This window comes from Fundicoccus ignavus, from assembly GCF_009659375.1.
Classification (GTDB): domain Bacteria; phylum Bacillota; class Bacilli; order Lactobacillales; family Aerococcaceae; genus Fundicoccus; species Fundicoccus ignavus.
This window is the reverse complement of sequence record NZ_WJQT01000001.1, coordinates 78,633-95,844: the sequence shown is the minus strand read 5'-3', so window position 1 is coordinate 95,844 and position 17,212 is coordinate 78,633. Positions and strand designations below refer to the sequence as shown.

The 17,212-nt window shown below is 34.7% G+C and carries 20 protein-coding genes and 2 pseudogenes; 4 read left to right on the top strand and 18 right to left on the bottom strand.

Annotated elements, in window-relative coordinates:
- Positions 1-621 precede the first annotated feature (621 nt).
- Complete coding sequence (locus GF867_RS00630) at positions 622-1,275, bottom strand: YitT family protein (protein WP_153831192.1); 654 nt, start codon at positions 1,273-1,275, stop codon at positions 622-624.
- 331 nt (positions 1,276-1,606) lie between these two features.
- Positions 1,607-2,089 carry an SRPBCC family protein gene (locus GF867_RS00625; RefSeq protein WP_153831191.1) on the bottom strand — a complete coding sequence of 161 codons (483 nt, stop codon included), beginning with the start codon at positions 2,087-2,089 and terminating at the stop codon, positions 1,607-1,609.
- A gap of 165 nt (positions 2,090-2,254) precedes the next feature.
- On the opposite strand from GF867_RS00625, the pseudogene GF867_RS14280 reads away from it, so the two are divergent.
- Positions 2,255-2,383 (top strand): annotated as a pseudogene (locus GF867_RS14280) (Rgg family transcriptional regulator); the annotation flags it as partial.
- Positions 2,384-2,413: 30 nt separating this feature from the next.
- On the opposite strand, the gene GF867_RS00620 reads toward GF867_RS14280, so the two are convergent.
- The 5 genes from GF867_RS00620 to GF867_RS00600 all read right to left on the bottom strand — a co-directional run bounded on the left by GF867_RS00620 (position 2,414) and on the right by GF867_RS00600 (position 6,237).
- Positions 2,414-3,055 (bottom strand): ATP-binding cassette domain-containing protein, encoded by a 642-nt coding sequence (locus tag GF867_RS00620; RefSeq protein ID WP_153831190.1) that lies wholly within the window; start codon positions 3,053-3,055, stop codon positions 2,414-2,416.
- Positions 3,052-3,900, bottom strand: coding sequence for a hypothetical protein (locus tag GF867_RS00615; RefSeq protein WP_153831189.1), 849 nt, complete (start codon positions 3,898-3,900; stop codon positions 3,052-3,054). The genes GF867_RS00620 and GF867_RS00615 overlap by 4 nt, the downstream gene beginning before the upstream one ends.
- Before the next feature lie 2 nt (positions 3,901-3,902).
- A complete protein-coding gene (locus GF867_RS00610) occupies positions 3,903-4,754 on the bottom strand; it encodes a hypothetical protein (protein WP_153831188.1) in 852 nt (283 codons plus the stop codon).
- Positions 4,751-5,833 carry a hypothetical protein gene (locus tag GF867_RS00605; protein WP_153831187.1) on the bottom strand — a complete coding sequence of 361 codons (1,083 nt, stop codon included), beginning with the start codon at positions 5,831-5,833 and terminating at the stop codon, positions 4,751-4,753. The genes GF867_RS00610 and GF867_RS00605 overlap by 4 nt, the downstream gene beginning before the upstream one ends.
- A 65-nt stretch (positions 5,834-5,898) precedes the next feature.
- Positions 5,899-6,237 carry a hypothetical protein gene (locus GF867_RS00600; RefSeq protein WP_153831186.1) on the bottom strand — a complete coding sequence of 113 codons (339 nt, stop codon included), beginning with the start codon at positions 6,235-6,237 and terminating at the stop codon, positions 5,899-5,901.
- A gap of 329 nt (positions 6,238-6,566) precedes the next feature.
- Between GF867_RS00600 and GF867_RS00595 the strand changes: the two genes are divergently transcribed.
- Positions 6,567-7,430 carry a helix-turn-helix domain-containing protein gene (locus GF867_RS00595; protein ID WP_153831185.1) on the top strand — a complete coding sequence of 288 codons (864 nt, stop codon included), beginning with the start codon at positions 6,567-6,569 and terminating at the stop codon, positions 7,428-7,430.
- Between the two features lie 134 nt (positions 7,431-7,564).
- On the opposite strand, the gene GF867_RS00590 is transcribed toward GF867_RS00595, so the two are convergent.
- The gene (locus GF867_RS00590) at positions 7,565-7,744 is read right to left on the bottom strand and encodes a hypothetical protein (RefSeq protein ID WP_153831184.1); all 180 of its coding nucleotides are present in this window, start codon (positions 7,742-7,744) and stop codon (positions 7,565-7,567) included.
- A 626-nt stretch (positions 7,745-8,370) separates the two neighbouring features.
- Here GF867_RS00590 and GF867_RS00585 point away from each other — a divergent pair.
- A pseudogene (locus GF867_RS00585) lies at positions 8,371-8,664 on the top strand (Rgg family transcriptional regulator); the annotation flags it as partial.
- A 127-nt stretch (positions 8,665-8,791) separates the two neighbouring features.
- Here GF867_RS00585 and GF867_RS00580 read toward each other — a convergent pair.
- The 10 genes from GF867_RS00580 to GF867_RS00535 form a co-directional block, all read right to left on the bottom strand.
- Positions 8,792-9,412 (bottom strand): hypothetical protein, encoded by a 621-nt coding sequence (locus GF867_RS00580; RefSeq protein WP_153831182.1) that lies wholly within the window; start codon positions 9,410-9,412, stop codon positions 8,792-8,794.
- A 456-nt stretch (positions 9,413-9,868) separates the two neighbouring features.
- Positions 9,869-10,342: a hypothetical protein gene (locus tag GF867_RS00575; RefSeq protein ID WP_153831181.1), complete on the bottom strand. Its 474-nt coding sequence runs from the start codon at positions 10,340-10,342 to the stop codon at positions 9,869-9,871.
- Between the two features lies 1 nt (position 10,343).
- Positions 10,344-10,889 (bottom strand): hypothetical protein, encoded by a 546-nt coding sequence (locus GF867_RS00570; RefSeq protein WP_153831180.1) that lies wholly within the window; start codon positions 10,887-10,889, stop codon positions 10,344-10,346.
- 28 nt (positions 10,890-10,917) lie between these two features.
- Positions 10,918-11,226, bottom strand: a complete 309-nt coding sequence (locus tag GF867_RS00565) for a hypothetical protein (protein WP_153831179.1) — start codon at positions 11,224-11,226, stop codon at positions 10,918-10,920.
- A gap of 173 nt (positions 11,227-11,399) precedes the next feature.
- On the bottom strand, positions 11,400-11,945 hold the full coding sequence (locus tag GF867_RS00560; RefSeq protein WP_153831178.1) for a hypothetical protein: 546 nt from the start codon (positions 11,943-11,945) through the stop codon (positions 11,400-11,402).
- Between the two features lie 27 nt (positions 11,946-11,972).
- Complete coding sequence (locus GF867_RS00555) at positions 11,973-12,353, bottom strand: hypothetical protein (protein WP_153831177.1); 381 nt, start codon at positions 12,351-12,353, stop codon at positions 11,973-11,975.
- 107 nt (positions 12,354-12,460) lie between these two features.
- A complete protein-coding gene (locus tag GF867_RS00550) occupies positions 12,461-13,018 on the bottom strand; it encodes a hypothetical protein (RefSeq protein ID WP_153831176.1) in 558 nt (185 codons plus the stop codon).
- 20 nt (positions 13,019-13,038) lie between these two features.
- Positions 13,039-13,422 (bottom strand): hypothetical protein, encoded by a 384-nt coding sequence (locus tag GF867_RS00545; RefSeq protein ID WP_172973915.1) that lies wholly within the window; start codon positions 13,420-13,422, stop codon positions 13,039-13,041.
- 5 nt (positions 13,423-13,427) lie between these two features.
- The gene (locus GF867_RS14275; RefSeq protein ID WP_153831174.1) at positions 13,428-14,954 is read right to left on the bottom strand and encodes a peptidoglycan recognition protein family protein; all 1,527 of its coding nucleotides are present in this window, start codon (positions 14,952-14,954) and stop codon (positions 13,428-13,430) included.
- A 127-nt stretch (positions 14,955-15,081) separates the two neighbouring features.
- Entirely contained in the window at positions 15,082-15,453 is a 372-nt protein-coding gene (locus GF867_RS00535) for a hypothetical protein (protein WP_153831173.1), read from the bottom strand.
- A 540-nt stretch (positions 15,454-15,993) separates the two neighbouring features.
- Between GF867_RS00535 and GF867_RS00530 the strand changes: the two genes are divergently transcribed.
- Positions 15,994-17,160 (top strand): ABC transporter substrate-binding protein, encoded by a 1,167-nt coding sequence (locus GF867_RS00530; RefSeq protein WP_153831172.1) that lies wholly within the window; start codon positions 15,994-15,996, stop codon positions 17,158-17,160.
- Positions 17,161-17,212 lie beyond the last annotated feature (52 nt).

Genomic DNA, 17,212 nt, shown 5'->3' with positions numbered 1-17,212 from the left:
AGGTACAACTTTCCCCTTAAGTTCCAACTTTTCCCGGTTAAATCTGAAAATCTCAGTCAAAATACGGCAATATTTCTAGATTTTTTTCTATTGTGCTAACTCAAAAACTGAGTCGACACATTAAATAGCCCAATGTGACAACTCAAATCACCAGTCGACACATTGGAAGCTATTACCTTCCAACAAGTGTGTTACCCTATTACTCTTCACTAGTTAGCCCATTAAATCCAAACACATATTCCTTCCCACATCAGAAAACCTCGGACAAGTCCGAGGACTTTAAATTATGTTTATCAGTTTTAAGTTGATCATATAATTTTACTATTGTTAGAATACTTAACGTAGATCAGCGATTTATTTTCCATAGTGGTACCGATACAGATAATGGACAATCGGCGTAGCTTGCTCTGTCTATGAGCATAGCGAAGTAGACAGAGCCTAGCCGATTGAGATGAAAAAGCCCGAACGATAGTGAAGGCTTTAAAAAAGCGACCACCGCCTTGGAAAACAGTACGCTGAGCGAAGTACAAAGCTTGATAAATCAACATAAAACTTATAAAACCTTACATTATCAAAAAGCCCGTTATTCACTTGCATGGCAAGCAAATAACGGGCATCTTTTTAGCCTATTTTGGTAGCGGGTTGTTTAACTGAAAAGTTCGGTTTAACTAATCTCAATTCAAATTGACCAATTAAAAAAGATGACACGAGAGTCGTGATAAACGAATAAACTAAACGACCTGGTGAAATATAAATTAACGATAATAACAGCACTACGCCGTCTGTTAATAAATAAGCACGAGCAATTGAGCAGTTCAGACGTTTCGAAATCACGAACGCCAACGCATCATCACCACCAGCCGCCCCGCCTTGTGTTACCACAAACCCACAACCAACCCCAATAAAGATACCACCGACAACAGCCGCGATAATTGGATATTCATAAAGGTTCGGTAGAACTGGGCCAATAAAGAGACACAACTTATAAAACACAGCAAAGAAACTAGAAGCTATAATGGCTTTCTTTAGAAATTTCCAACCCAACATCGTAAATGCTAACGCATAACATGCCACATCTAGGATGATACTCATAGCAGACGGATCTAAGCCCAATACTTTATGCGAGAATAGAACCAACCCTAGCACACCCCCCTCAGTAATCTGAGACGGCATATGCACATTAACAATACCAAATGACATAATAAGACAACCTAAAGCGATTAAACACATTTCTTTTTTAGGCAACGATAATTTGCTTAGCGATTTGCTTAGCATTTTTCCACTCCTTAATCATTACTGACAAGGAAAGTCACTACAACGCAAAAAAGACTGCGGGTCGTAGGAATTTCCTCGTACTTTGCAATCTTATGATGGTGGTCGATGCTTTTTTTGTTTGTGGATTTTTTGTTATAAAAACTCTGAGCTTCACAACAATCTTTTTAGCCTCCACAGGTCCCACATCAGGCACCTCCAAGGCTCTTTATCGATTATATAGGCATCAGATAAAAACTACCGACCTACGTCTGTCGGCAACCATCTAAAACGATTTGACTCTATTATAGCACGCTTTAGCCTTCCTCAGACGATGAACACGCTTTCGACATTTTTAAAGATTTTCTAAAACGTCTAACGTTTCCGCTTCAAGCGCCATAAAATCAACCATATCCAATGGAGCTGGTTCTCCGGTCTCACTGATCGTACGAATATTCAACACTTGAAAATACCAACCAACAAAATCATTAGCAGTCTGTTCTAACGCCTGATTCAACGGCATCTGTTCTTCTAACGTCAATAATGTACCGTTCTCGGTTGCTTCCAATACGATACGCACAACACCTTCATCCCATTGAAAGGTGATTTCCTGATTCAATTGTTTGACAAGAATATCGAATTGGATTGCCGGTTCATCCTCTCCCATATCAAACACCAACATCTCTACATCATCAATTTGCTGGAAAGACAACTGCGGGAACCAATCTGAGATTTGCTTCGTCGCTAAATAACGATACACATGATCGTAATCCGCATGAATAATCTCCGTTATCCGTTGATGGTAACCTAACTCGTCTTTATGAAATAATACATCCATTTTAATCAGCTCCTTAATAGCGCATGATTTATGCACACTCTCATTATACGCTGATTGGAGCAAGATTAATATTATTTATAGAATATCTTTTCAACTCTTCCTCATTTTGACCTTATAGCACTTTATTTCGATGTTCGATTCACTAAATTAAATCGTCGTTCTAATTTGCTTTTCAATCAATTAGGCGCTAATTCAATTTATAACTATTTCCTGAATTGTGAAGAATGGCATTACTACGAGGTACACCTCTTTGGTAAGAGTATTTTCTTTATGAGCCTTGCTCAAGTTGAGAAGCTGACTCGAATTATAAAGTTCATTCTACAATCAGCCTATGCGTCGCTTCAATTTTCCTTGAGCAATTTCAAAAACTTCGTCACACAAATAATCGATATTATCTTGTTGATGAGAAGAAATCACAATCAGTTTACCGTCTTTTTTCAACGCTAACAACAATTCTCTAATTTCATCAACTCCTTTTGTATCCAACCCGTTAAAAGGTTCATCCAAGATTAGCACCTCAGGATTTTCCATTATAGCCTGAGCAATCCCTAATCTTTGCTTCATTCCTAAAGAAAAATGCCTAACTTTCAATTTCAATTTTGAATCTAAACCAACTTTTTCTAGGGCTTGTCGAATAGCTTCATCTGAAATTTTACCTTTAATTGAGGCTAATAGCTTTAAGTTAGTAAAGTGGGTATAGTCTAGTAAAAATCCGGGAGTTTCAATCAATAATCCTAAACTATCTGGAAATTCAAAATCTTTCCCCAATTGCTGATTCTCATAATACACTTCGCCTTTGTTAGGCACCACTAAACCAGACATAGCACGCATCAACATCGTTTTACCACTCCCATTGTCCCCTATCAAGCCATAAATATTACCACTTTCTAAATCTAATGAAATATCATTCAATAGCTTAGCGCCCTTTATTTCTTTTTCCAAATTACTAATTTTGATATAAGTCATTCGTTGATCACCCTTTCTCTAAACCTGCTTGACTTCAAAAGAAAAAATATCGCTAGTAGACATGTAATAATACTTACAACTAGAAAAGTTACGACATAAGTCATTGAGGGCAAATTATCCATGAATGAGAGCGAGATCCTTTCTAAGGATAACCAAGATAGAGGTGAAAAATATTTGATTGCGTAACCAGGGAAAAACATTAAACTAAATTCCACGAACATCAGCACTGCATATATTGCAAAGCCTAAGCCCGAGTATATCAAGTTAAACGTTAAAATCAAAACACCAGCAAACAGAGACACCAACATTAACAAAGTCAGCGTAAATAAAATTGCTTCTAAAGGAGTATAGGTAGTCATGACGCCATTACTTGGATATAGAAAAATTGAAAACTCCTCTAATAAACTAGGATAGTAAGCGATACTCCCTAGTAATTTACCCCATTCGTGTGTCAATTCAACTTGCTGCCATAGAACCAGCCCAGACAATAACAATAAAATTATCGGATAGCCTATTGAAAGAAGGAAAACATAACCAATTTGAGCAACAAACCAAGTACTTGTTGAGGATCGAACGATAAGTGATAATTGCAAATCATTCTTAAAGGGCAAATTCGCATATAATAATAGTAAACAGGTCATCACAGCAAGCGACATCAATTTTTCATTAAATAAAAATACAATTACTCCCATACTAATTCCCAAATCAAAATAAGTAGCCGCAGCTTTAAGTGGCGTTAAAAGAGAGACTAGATTTAGGGATATTAAGAGCAAGCCCATATAAAGCAACGGGTTCTTCAATAAATCTAACAAAAATATTTGAACTAATTTAGAACTTATCTTCACCTTTATACCCCTTTTCTAATTCGATAATTCTTCTCAAGATATAATAACATCCCGCTATAAGCTCCAATAACAAGTAACAACAAGAATAAAAGTCGATACAAAAGAGAGTTGAACAGCATATCTATTCCGCTAGAATAATTCGTTAATATCCGCTCAAGATATGCTCGATTACTAAAAACTTTTGATGGATTCAACGCTACTGGTAGCCACTTCATTACTTCAAAACTATTCAATAAGGAATAAACAAAAACAGGCAGTAATTTTAACAATAAGGATTGCTTAATTCGCACACTAACTCCTACTACCAATACTGCGTACCATGCAGTATGTAAACTTAACACTAACAATTGACTAATATAAAACCATAGCGGTGAAGCTAATGATATGGCTTCTTCAAATGAAAAATCAGCAACAAAATAGCTTAACATATCGGGATCGTCCAGTCCAAAGGGAAACCAAATGCCCAGTAGCATTAAAATTAAAAGATTAGCTATTAATGAAAATACCATTGCTAAAATAATTGTTGTTACTAATCTTAATAATAGGTATTGCTTCAATCCTGTTCGATAAATCATAAATTGAATATAGCCTTGCTTCAAATCATCATAGACCAACGATGATGTTACAAATCCCGCTACTGTCATCAAAACTACCCAGATAACCGGCGTTTGAGTATATGGTATAAACCAAAAGTATGTCACCGGATACGTCTGTTCTCCTGAGATTGAACCTAAAAAAAACTCTAATTCAGGAATAATGGGAATAAAAGCCAATATCACATATAGTATGATTATTAGCCAAAATTTTACGCTCAATAGCTTCAGTCGTAAATCATAAAATAAATACCTTATCATTGTAGTATAACCTCTTGATTCGTTTCAGTATCAATTAACAGCATTGGATAATAGGTGATTGTTTGTTCTTCTTCTGGAATCTTATGCTCTAATTTCACTTGCCAAAAAGGACGTATATATGCTTTGCTTTCATTACCTTGTGTATTTACAAACAGATAATATTGTGGGACTATATCGATTAAAGAGACCTCCCCCACAATTAAAAGATTGTCATATTTCTTCTGAACTGAATCAATAACCTTTGAAATATCGACTTGAAGCGTCTCTGCTTGTGTAACATCAGCCTGTTCATAGCCATTCATAGTAAAGGATGTTACCCCATCTTCTGTTAAGGTAAGAAATAATTGCGTGCCGACTACGACCGACCCTTTCTCAATACTTCCCATTGTTTGCGTATTATATACAATCCCATCTTGAGCAAAGTTAATTCGAATAGCATAAAAATCTTTAGATTCAATCTTTTCATCACCATATTCTTCCGCCTTCATAGTGTGGCTGTACTCTTCTAGAATTGAATAATATTCTTTAGGTAAGGCATACAAATGAATTGTATAATCCGCATGAATTCCCAAGTTTGTCAACAATTCTTCAATAAAGTTCAACGCAGTCTCGCGTGACATAAATGATAAATCTTGTTGCGTGACCGCATCATCAATGTCTAAATTATCATCCGGGTGCCTTTGGTCTGGGTATTCAAAGTAATTAATAAAAGATAGAGACAAACCAAAAGGATTGAACGGTAATTGCTTAATATATTGAAATGAAAAAACACCTTGACTGCTATCTATCCATAAATGTTCTGTATCTGTTTGAGCATTCCAAGCTTTAAAAAGAGGTCCTTGTAAGCTAAAATCTGATGTTTGATATATTCCTGTATCGTATTCAAAAATTAAAGAAGCTTGTCGAATAAATTTCTCTGGAAATGATTGATCAATAGGAAATGTCGACAGTTCTGTTGGATATTCTTCAGACAATACTGCTTCATCTACACTAAAAGTCCCAGCAAATTCCTCGGCATGAATATTTAATGAATACATTAAACAAAAGCTCACTAGCAATATATATTTTAAATATTTCATATTTACACTCCCTATCATAATCTAACAAAAAAGTTTCTAAACAGTTCAGCACTATTTAGAAACTTTTATTCAGCTTCATACTGATGGCCATAACTCCCTTTACCAGATAGATAATACATATTTCTTGTAGAATTATTATACGATATATCTACATAGTTTGTCGCATAATCACCTGCTATTCCGCGGATTCGAAAAGTAGCATAGAAACTTCCGTTTAAACCCGAAGTTGGTGTAACTGCCCCATAATTAGCATAATCTGTCTTTGTACCAACCGTAGAGGTTGCAGGATAGCTGTTGGAATAAACTTCGAACTTAAATCTTTCTTTTGCAGCTTCCGCAGAAGGTACAGTTAATAAAAATATTCCCAGTATAGCAATCAACGCCTTAATCAACTTCTTTTTCATAATAATTCATTCCTTTCCAATTACCTCAATTTTTTGTAATTTTTTACATTTTAACTAGTCAATTACTATTCTAACTCCAATTCAAAAGTACAGTTCATTTAGTATTATTCCTCCTCTCCAATAACATTCTTATAATCTGGAGAATTCAAACTAGCGTCTACATGTTCTGTCAAACCACCTAGCATTAAGCATACACAAAGCCCAAGCAACCAATAAGCATATTTCTTAATAGTACCACCTCCATATTTAAACTTTATCATGTAAACTAAATTATGTTATAATTATTCCAATATATATTATCTTTTATTAAAGGTAAAGAGGTGAATATTTTGTCAAATATAGGGCCTGTGTTTAGACACTTAAGAAAATCAAAAGGTATGACACTCAAAGAAACAGCAGATGGCTTAATCTCCTCACAGTTTCTTTCAGAGTTTGAGCGAGGGCATAGTAATATTTCTGTTGTGAACTTTTTTTCACTACTCGATAAGATAAATGTTCAAATAACTGAGTTTAAAATTCATTCAGATGAACTAACTGAACAAACTCAACAACATTTTCTCTCTCAATATGGGAAAGCTTATCGCTCTCGCAATGTTGTAAAACTTAACGAGTTAATTGATTCTCAAAACAAACTATATAGGAATTCTAAACTCCCTCGTTTCGAACATAATGTCATTATTTTAAAACAACTTATCAATTATTTTACTAATTTGCCTTTTAATCAAACAGACGCTAATTCAATTTATCACTATTTACTGAATTGTGAAGAATGGCATTACTATGAACTATGCCTCTTTGGTAATAGCATTTTCTTTATGAGCCTTGCTCAAGTTGAAAAACTGACTCGAACGGCATCTCAAAAAGCTCATAAATATGAAAAATTACTCTTAAATTCCTCAACTTTTGCGCTTGTTATAATGAATGTGATTGACTATTTTCTAGAAGCTAATTACTTAGCTCCAGTGGCTTCATTAATTAAAGAGGTAGACCGTGTACTAATCAATAAACGATATTTTTACGATAAAAATCAACTAAATTATCTGAAAGGCATCTATAAAATCAAGATGGAGATGTTAGAAGAAGGTAAAGATCTTTGTGATGAAGCCATTCGATTAATGAGTCATTTCGGAGCAGAGGATATTGCGAATATTCTTCAGACAGAGTTAAATGAAATGCTTGGTAAACTGGAATAATAGACCGGTGTTGCGATTATTCTTCATTTTATGCTACTGCATATTAAGCTGACAATAAAGCCTGATTAACAAACTAAGTCCTCAAGCAAGCCTACAATAGGTCAATGCTTAAGGACTTTTCTAATTTCTACCTATTAAAAACGAATATAATCATTCTTTAAATACTTCACTTTTATTTTCGGATTACGCTCTTTCATAAACGCAACCCATTCTGCTTCTGTGGCATTGGTGAAGGAGTTTCTTTCATATACCGTCAACAATTTGAATCTACTTTGAACTAGAGTTACAGATAGTTCGCGTCTTATCTCACCCATAAAAAACACTTAAGTTAGCATAAAGGATACTCTTTCTTTTAATGTTTTGATTCAGTTTTAATAAATACGTATAAACTAAATCTAAGGCAGGAAATACACTCTAACCACACTACGCTATCGTCGTAGTATTAAAAAAACAAATTTTATATAGATCGTTCACAAAATTAAGAAAACAATAAATACTATAGCTTTTCAATGCAATTGTTTTTAAAACAACTAAAACTCTTTTCCCATAATGTTTTGTGAACTTTAATGGCTCCATCTAGTTGGTAGTTAATCTTTTGAAACACACTTTCGTACACTTACTTTATTCTGAATTTACAGCCTCTAGTGCTATTACTGAAACCTTTCCATTGACAAAAATTATCTTAACTATACATACTCCATCCATACCTTACGACAACTATGGCCCAAGATAGCGCAATATCAATCAGTACCAGAAGAAGCCACTGTTAAATCGCCTTACTTTTATTTTAGGATTTTTGTCCTTCATAAACTGCACCCATTCTTCTTCAGTTGCATTAGCGAATGAATGTCTAGCATAATGTAATACATTTGTTAAGTTACGGCTAACAATCATTACATCAATTAATAAGTATTAAAAATTACTCTTAAATTCGTCAACATTTGCGACCGTTATGATGAATTTAATAAATTATTTTTTAGAGGCTAACCATTTGGCTCCAGTTAGTTCATTAATTAAAGATGTTGATCAAGTATTAATCAATCAGAACTACTTTTATGATAAAAATCGTTTAAACTATCTTAAAGGCGTTTATAAAATTAAAATAGGGAAAATCGAAGAAGGTAAACAACTTTGTCAGGAAGCGATACGATTGATGGCTCATTTTGGGGCGATGGATATTGCCAATATATTACAAACAGAGTTTGATACGTTACTACAGGATAGCCAACCCTAATTAATACAGAACAAACTATCCAGACTGTCTTTATATTACCTAAAAACTCTCTAATTGCTTTATTATAAGCATTTAGAGAGTTTTATTTTTTCTAGCATCACATCAATTAGCCTCGGTTGTTGCCCAATTAATTAATTTCGATTGTCAGTGCAAAAGTGTTATCAAATAGCTCTTCTATATTCCTTAGAGAATCATAATCCAAGTTTTGCTCCTCTTCAACGTCGTACATATTCTCAATCTTAATAACACTCATTAAAGCGATAACATTAGTTCCGTCTTCTAAACGAATATCATCTAACCAGTCAATTTTTAGAAATTTTCCTTGTTCATTAAGTGATTTCTGATTAGGTAACAGATAACTTTCCATCTCAAAATTCGTGAAATTCACATTATCATACGAATACGAAAGCTTTACTGGTTGGTCTAAAGTGAAAGCGATATTTAATGCTCCCATCGCAACGGTATCAACAAAATCTTCTGCTTCCCATCCATCTGCGGTCAACTTTTCTAATTTAACACTGAAGTATTCTTCATTAGGTTCATTATCACTTATTTCCATTTGATAAATCTTGGTAGATTGAGGCCAAAGAAGTTTATAAACTACTTCTTGTTCGGATGTCATTTCATAAAATGATAATGAAGAGTTTGCAAACACTGATGCAGTTGGAAAGCTAATATGAATCAAAATAATCATTAAGACATATTTCCATAGTTTAGTAACAAGATGAGATATTCTGTGTTCTTTCAATTTTTTTCACCTTTCCTTATCGTTCTTTAATGTTCTTCTTTAGATACAACGTCTAATTTGTGTACCTCTACTTATTCCTAGAATAATATTTGTGCCAACATTAACTTCCATTCGTTAATGTTTCCCGTCTGACCAGTTAGGTTACGCTTAAATTTTAACTAATTTTTTTTCTCCGATAACAAGAATAATTCAAACTAATTTGTACATAATCTGTTAAACTAGCTGATTATATGTCAATACCAACCTTCCATACCTAAATTATATCATAATTTTTAAGTGTCGTATGATTATTCCAATATACATTGTCTAATATGATTTCATAAAGAATGAAGCATTGCTAAATATGAGGACTAGTTTTCGAAGTATGGATATTAAAGACTTCAATAATAAAACAAGTCCTTAAATATCAATCCCTGTTCAGGTTTAATATTTAAGGACTCTCTTAATTTTCATCAATTAAAATCGAATATAATCATTCTTCAAATACTTCACTTTTATCTTAGGGTTGCGTTCTTTCATGAAGGCAATCCATTCTTCTTCCGTAGCATTGATGAAAGAATGTCTCTGATACACCATCAGACTTCCAATTTTTTTATTAATTACGATGATGTCACTAAACAAAATAATAGTACCTATCTTTTGATATGATATCTTAGTATGTTCGCTTGATTTAGTGATCGCAATTCCATCCAACTGAAATTCATGTTTTTGAACCGGTGATTTTTTCTTTTCATATTTTTTCTTAGCAATAGCATAACACAGTGGAGCTATGATTATTATTGATGCTATGGTACAGAAGATAAAACTTAGTAGCGTTTTTTTTAAAATCCAATTTAAATTTACTGCTATGGAAAAACCTTCTAATTTAATAAATAGAGCCCAATAAATAAAGAGAAATAAAGTAATAAATAACGTTTCAGGTCCCAGCAAGTTATAAATACCATATATACTCCAATTTAAAACGGCGAACCTTAATTTTGGGATTCTGTTTTTTCATAAACTGAACCCATTCTTCCTCTGTCGTGTTAACAAAGGAATCTCTTGCATAATAGAGAATAAACTGCATTTTCTTACGCACAATGATTACATCGCTAAAAAAGTAAATACTGCTAATGTCACTATAATGGTAATTATAAATTTGTCCATATATTGTTTGCGTGATTCCTTCTTCAGAAAAAGTATCCTCTTGGAGATTAGGCAAATTATTTTTTTGAATATTATGTTTAACTTTTTCCAAAACGGGTAGAAGCTTGCTTCTATATAACAAATTAATATAACCTATAGTTAACAATATCGACATAATTGTAATCCATATTATATCCTCTGAACCAAATTGACCAAATATATCAGAAATTCCCGCACAAAAAATAAAAGCTAAAATTGTGAGAGTTATAGTAATAGGACTCAAACTAAACATTAATCTTTTGTATGCTTTTGCGTGATTATTGACTGGCTGATTTGATTGATAGTTTATCATTTCAAGTGACACTTCCGTTCCATACTAATTATTCTACCATAAGTAATGCTGCTCCCATTGAAGTCGCAGTAACCACTTCTTTAGCTGTGAAAACACTTAATAGTGTTGGACCTAAAGCGATAAACGCTACTGCAACTAAACCTATTACTGCAACTGTCCCTACTGTTTTAACAACCTCAAAGTCTTGCTGAATCGGTTCCACACTACTCACAGGCTCTGTTGATCCAACTGGCGCATACAATGGTCCCATTCCTGAGAAAACTATTTCGGTTACTAAAGCACTCGCAACAGATGAGCCATCGGTTAATGTAACTGAATAAGACGTGATAAATCGCAAGGTTAATTCACGTTTTGGTAAATCTATATCATACTCAATGGATGAACCTAGGCCGGTGTTAGTACTGCTGTATTCTTTATCTAATCTATTCTAAAATAAAAGTGTGCGCCCAAGTACTCTACTCAATTTTAGGATAAATACTTAGGCGCAAACCCATCAAACTATTTTTTTATCTAGAAGTACCATATATAATCAAATTTAAAACGAAGAACTTTAATCTTAGGATTCTTAGATTTCATAAATTGTACCCATTCCTCTTCAGTCGTGTTGATGAAAGAATTTCTATCATAATAAAAGATAACCTCTCTTTTTTTGTAAACTATGATAACGTCACTGAAGAAATAAATACCTTTAATTTCTGAGTAACTATACTCATCCAATTCACCATAAATACTATGTTTTATACACTCTTCAGTATATACATCTTCTTGAAGGTTAGGTCGTCCATTCTTCGGAATATTAACTCGGACTTTTTCCAAGAATGGTAAAACTCTAGTTCTATAAAGTAAAGTTATATGTCCTATCGTTAGAGACAATGAAAAAACTAAAATCCACATAAGAGCCTCACGATCGAGTATACCAAATAAATCCGAAACTAACGTACCTATAATGCAATATAACCCAAATAGTGATAACGAAACTGGACTTACGCTCAGAAATATTCTTCTATAACCTATTCCCGAAACTTCATTTGGTTGTTCGGAACGATATTTGATCATATTAAGTAACACATCCATTCAAATAAATTATTCTACGAGAAGTAGTGCCGTTCCAATAACGGTTGCTTGCACTGCTTTGCTAGAAATAGCGGCTCCTAAAACGACCGGACCAATCGCCCAAGCAACTAGTACAGCAACTCCAATAGCAAGAGCTTTCCCTACTGTTTTAACAACCTCAAAGTCTTGCTTAATAGGTTCCACACTACTCACAGGCTCTGTTGATCCAACCGGCGCATACAAAGGTCCCATGCCTGAGAAGACCACTTCGGTTACTAAAGCGCTCGCAACAGATGAACCATCGGTTAATGTAACTGAATAAGACGTGGTAAATCGCAAGGTTAACTCACGTTTTGGCAAATCTATATCATACTCAACGGATGAACCTAGGCCGGTATTGCTATTCTTCACTTTATTCTACTGCATACTGTTCTGACAATAAAGCCTTATTAACAAATTAAGTCCTTAAGCAAGCCTACAATAGGTCAGTACTTAAGGACTTTTTTAACTTCTACCTATTAAAATCGAATATAGTCATTTTTCAAATACTTCACTTTTATCTTAGGGTTTCGTTCTTTCATAAAAGCTAGCCATTCTTCTTCTGTAGCGTTGGTGAAGGAATGTCTATTGTAATAGATAAGTACTTTACCTCTTTTAGTAATCATTATCACATCTGAAAAAAGTACTATTTGTTTAATATCCAAATAATTGATACTAAATCGCTTATTGAACAATTGATATCGCAATTCATTGATCATAAACTCATCATTCTTAACCAATGATAATTTCTTCTTAACAATTTTTCTTTCAATTAATTTAAGATATAGTGGTAACAGAAATGCATTTACAAAAATATATGTGCCAAAAAATAAAACTAATGTCCATATCAATATAAAAGGTATAGGGTTAACAATTGTTTCTTTAGAGATAATTGGATAGATAACTGTAAAAGCTACTATTAGTAAAAGGCTCATTAAAAATAAAACAACTGTTTTGAGCCCAATACATAAACTTTCTTTTCTCATCCCTTTCTTTATATCTGCAAATGAATTTATTGTGTAATAATTAATTTCCATCTCAGTACTCCTAATTTATTCTATTTAGTGATAAGCAAAACAACCCCTAGTGCAGCTAGTCCCATTGGATTTACTCCAGATAACGCATAAAGGCCCAATACTCCTAAACCTGCCAATACAGCTGAGGCAACAGCAGGACCTGTATTGTTATTTGGAGATAAATTACCCTCAACATCTTGGCGAATAGGTTCCACACTACTCACAGGCTCTGTTGATCCAACCGGCGCATACAATGGTCCCATCCCTGAGAAAACTATTTCGGTTACTAAAGCGCTCGCAACAGATGATCCATCGGTTAATGTAACTGAATAAGACGTGATAAATCGTAAGGTTAACTCACGTTTTGGCAAATCTATATCATACTCAATGGATGAACCTAGACCGGTATTGCTACTATTCTTCACAGGTTCTAGTATACTAAATAAATCAAAAATCTCAACACCAGACAAACTTTCCCTAGCTTGTCTTGTAATAATTGATCAAAGATTGATTCAGTTTCTCGACGTGCAACGGTACTATATTTCGTGCGCGTCGTACGATAATTATCTGTAAGCAACTCAACTTCTGGACTATAACTATTGAATAAACCATGTCGTGCACGAATATTAAAACTTAAAGGTACATAAGGGCTCCATGTTTCAACTCCGTACCCAATTATTTTGGGCATGATATTATCATATTTACTATAATTCAATTTATTCTGAATGAAAGTTTTTACTTGTTGATCCTTCTGACTTTTTGTTAAAGAAGAAGTCTGACTACTCTTAACCTTACTTCGAATAGCTGATAAAGCATTCGTCGCATTGTAGAAGCGATTTCCTGGACATGTTGTACTGCCCGCTGGTCCTGGGACATCTCGGTGCCCGATAATATTCGATGGTGAGATATTATACTTATTACATAAGAATGATAGTAAATGAACCAAACTGTTAACTTGAGCAGATGTAGGCATTGTATATTCAAAGTTACCAAGCAAGGTAATTCCTAATGCAATGGTATTCATCGGTTGCTTTGCATGTGCTCCCACATAATTAACAGAACGTCCTTGCATAATGACTCCAGACTTACCAATTGCAAAATGATAACCAATATCACCCCAATCCAAACTTTGGTGGTAATCTTGAACCGCCTTCATATATGACTCATCACTACTGCCATAGCCAGCTGTATGATGCACGACAATATGCGATAGCTGATCAAGACTTCTTGTACCTGACATGCCTGACGAAACCACTCCACTCGCTCCCCAGTAACTTCTCGGTTTGATTTCTACAATTCCTTCACCATCTAAATTAATTCCATCATAAATATATGAGATATCAGAATCAATTGATGTTGATCCCTCACCGTATCGTGGTGTACTCGTTAATGAACTATCCTCATCCGCTGGTGCATAGATGGCTACACGACCAAATGATTCTGTTTGAATAAGGTAGACGTCTGTTGCTGGTTTACCAATTATTGCGTAACTCAAACCTCCATATTGAGAAGGGGCTAAGTATCCAATAACATGAGCCGACACATACGGTCCATTCGGATTGTAAACACCCCAAGATGTCATATGTGGATTTAGATTCAAATAATTGCCTACTACTGGTGAGGTAGAGGGCCCGCCTGGACCACTAGGCACTGGGTTGCCAAAGTTTCCATCACGATACTGTGGAGTAGAGGTAAAAGAACTATCCTCATCTCGTGGAGCATAGATTCCAACTTTTCCGAAATCTTCTGTTTGAATTAAATAAATATCATTTACTGGATTTCCTAGAACCTTGAACGATAAACCACCAAACTCTTGTGGTGATAGTCTTCCGACTAAATGCGTCGTTGTATAGGGGCCATTCTCATTGTAGACAGCCCAAGAAGCCATATGTGGGTGCAAGTTTAAAAAACTGCCTGTTTCAACATAATCAACGGTGTCCCCTTGATCGACTATCACACTATTATAATTATGATACGACGGAATATTCGTTCGAGAACTATCTGTTCAATCCTAAATTTCTAATCCTTTATGCAATCAAAAAGACGAGCCTGGATAGACTCGCCTACTAATCGTTAGTTATTGTTTAAATAATGTCATCTGACCTAAATCCTTCAATCGTATAACGGCAGGCCCAATGCTTATCTTGTGGCTTACCGGCAATTTGAAGAGCCATCAACCATTCACCTTCTGGTATATTCCCTACTTTCGTACCTTTGCTGGCAATCATTTCATCTTCAGAAATAATAAAACGTTTCTTAGAACTGATTCCCGTTAATTCAGCTCGCAAGTTATACTGACTATCATAAATAAGGGCAATATCGATAGGATGATCCGATACATCCAATCGAAACATTAAGCTAGACAATTGTTCTGGTACGTCAAAACGTTCAATTACAAAAGAGGTCGCTACTGTTTCATGAGCGACGATTTCGATTTCCTTTTCACTTAGTTGCATCTGTTCACATCCTTACTTATAACTTTTCTTCTATAGTTTAACAAGTCATTATTAATTTTACTCAACCTTTTATGTAAATATTTTGTAAAGGCTTCCTTTATTGTTTTGATAGACTTCATAACTAATTCAACTGACCAAATATTCCTTTATCCAAAAAGTTTTGTTAACTTTCAATGAGAATACACTTGTAATTCTAATTTATATTTTATATAATAATTTCAACAACTAAGAGGAGGCAGCCATCATGTCTAAACAATCTAAATTCAATAACATTCATGTTGCGCCTGTCGCTTCTATGAACCAATACTTATTATTATTATTAGTCATCTAGGATTCTAACCATTCGGTCAGGGTCCTATTTCTCGTGAAATCGGGCCTGACTAGTAATAGTCTACTAACAAGCCTGATTAACGTCAGGCTTGTTTTTTTGTTTGTTTTTAGCAATCCGGAAGCTAAAAGCGGATAACAAAACAGTAAGTAAAGGTGAGTTGCAATCAATATTAATACTATATGACCCATTAACTTTAGGAGGAATTACTTATGTTTAAAAAATTCGTATCTCGTATGATTACAGGCGCTACTGTTGTAACAACTGCATGTGCTGCAATGGCTACTGCCCCAATTTCAGTGGCCGCCCAAGAAGAAGGCGACACAGTGCGTATTGGTTCATTATTTGAATTATCTGGTGCGGTAGCTGCTTACGGTCAAACACAATCTAATGCAATTAAAATGGCTGTAGAAGAAATTAATGAAGCCGGTGGTATCAGTGGCAAACAAGTGGAAATCGTGGAGTTCGATACGAAATCTGATGATACGGAAGCAGCAGTCTTGGCGACTCGTTTAGCCTCTCAAGAAAACGTTTCTGTTATTATCGGGCCTGCAACTACCAGTCAAATGCAAGCAGCGATCCCAATCGTCAATGAGTTTGAAGTGCCTTTAATTGCACCTTCTGTAACGAACACTGATATCGTGTTTGATGATGCAGGCAATGTTCATCCATTTGCTTATCGTACTTCTTGGCCTAACTCTTTCCAAGGGGCAGGTATCGGTAAATTCGCTTACGAAAATCTAAACGCAGCTAAAACAGTTGTTATTTACGATAACTCAAGTGATTACGGTGTTGGTCTATACGATAACTTCCAAGAAAACTACGAAGGTGAAATTGTCAGTGTTGAAACAGTTCAACCCTCTGATAGTGACTTCAGTGCGATTGTCACAAACTTAATGGCTCAAGAATTTGATTCAATTGTGATTCTGGCTTTCTATCAAACTGCTGGACCTTTAGTTAAACAAATTCGCGAAATGGGCTTTGAACAACCAATCGTTGGTTCAAATGGATTTGGTAATGATATTATTTATGAATTGGCCTTGCCTGAGAACATGAACGATGTTTATTATGCATCACTTTACCCTATTCTAGAAGATGATGAATTTGTTCAAAGATACCAAGAAAAATTCAATAGCGATCCTGATATGTTTGCGGCACTTGCTTACGATACAGTTTACATGGTAAAACAAGCGATTGAACAAGCTGGTTCAACAGATCCAATTGCAGTAAATGAAGCTTTAGAAAACTTGGGAAGCTTTGAAGGTATTACAGGTTCATTTATTTTTGATGAAAATCACAACCCGACTAAAAATGTTGTCAGCATGATTGAAATTCAGGATGCTGAAGAAACGGGTGTTCACGAAGTAGTATTTGACTAATTTTAAACTTAACTAGCCTTCTGATGAGGGCACACTACCATTCATAAACCTC

Coding starts and splice junctions, on each gene's coding strand:
- GF867_RS00535 (WP_153831173.1), bottom strand. CDS start 15,453: ATGCAACTAAGTGAAAAGGAAATCGAAATCGTCGCTCATGAAACAGTA.
- GF867_RS00625 (WP_153831191.1), bottom strand. CDS start 2,089: ATGGATGTATTATTTCATAAAGACGAGTTAGGTTACCATCAACGGATA.
- GF867_RS00620 (WP_153831190.1), bottom strand. CDS start 3,055: ATGACTTATATCAAAATTAGTAATTTGGAAAAAGAAATAAAGGGCGCT.
- GF867_RS00610 (WP_153831188.1), bottom strand. CDS start 4,754: ATGATAAGGTATTTATTTTATGATTTACGACTGAAGCTATTGAGCGTA.
- GF867_RS00605 (WP_153831187.1), bottom strand. CDS start 5,833: ATGAAATATTTAAAATATATATTGCTAGTGAGCTTTTGTTTAATGTAT.
- GF867_RS00550 (WP_153831176.1), bottom strand. CDS start 13,018: ATGGAAATTAATTATTACACAATAAATTCATTTGCAGATATAAAGAAA.
- GF867_RS00600 (WP_153831186.1), bottom strand. CDS start 6,237: ATGAAAAAGAAGTTGATTAAGGCGTTGATTGCTATACTGGGAATATTT.
- GF867_RS00570 (WP_153831180.1), bottom strand. CDS start 10,889: ATGATAAACTATCAATCAAATCAGCCAGTCAATAATCACGCAAAAGCA.
- GF867_RS00630 (WP_153831192.1), bottom strand. CDS start 1,275: ATGCTAAGCAAATCGCTAAGCAAATTATCGTTGCCTAAAAAAGAAATG.
- GF867_RS00530 (WP_153831172.1), top strand. CDS start 15,994: ATGTTTAAAAAATTCGTATCTCGTATGATTACAGGCGCTACTGTTGTA.
- GF867_RS00590 (WP_153831184.1), bottom strand. CDS start 7,744: ATGGGTGAGATAAGACGCGAACTATCTGTAACTCTAGTTCAAAGTAGA.
- GF867_RS00560 (WP_153831178.1), bottom strand. CDS start 11,945: ATGATCAAATATCGTTCCGAACAACCAAATGAAGTTTCGGGAATAGGT.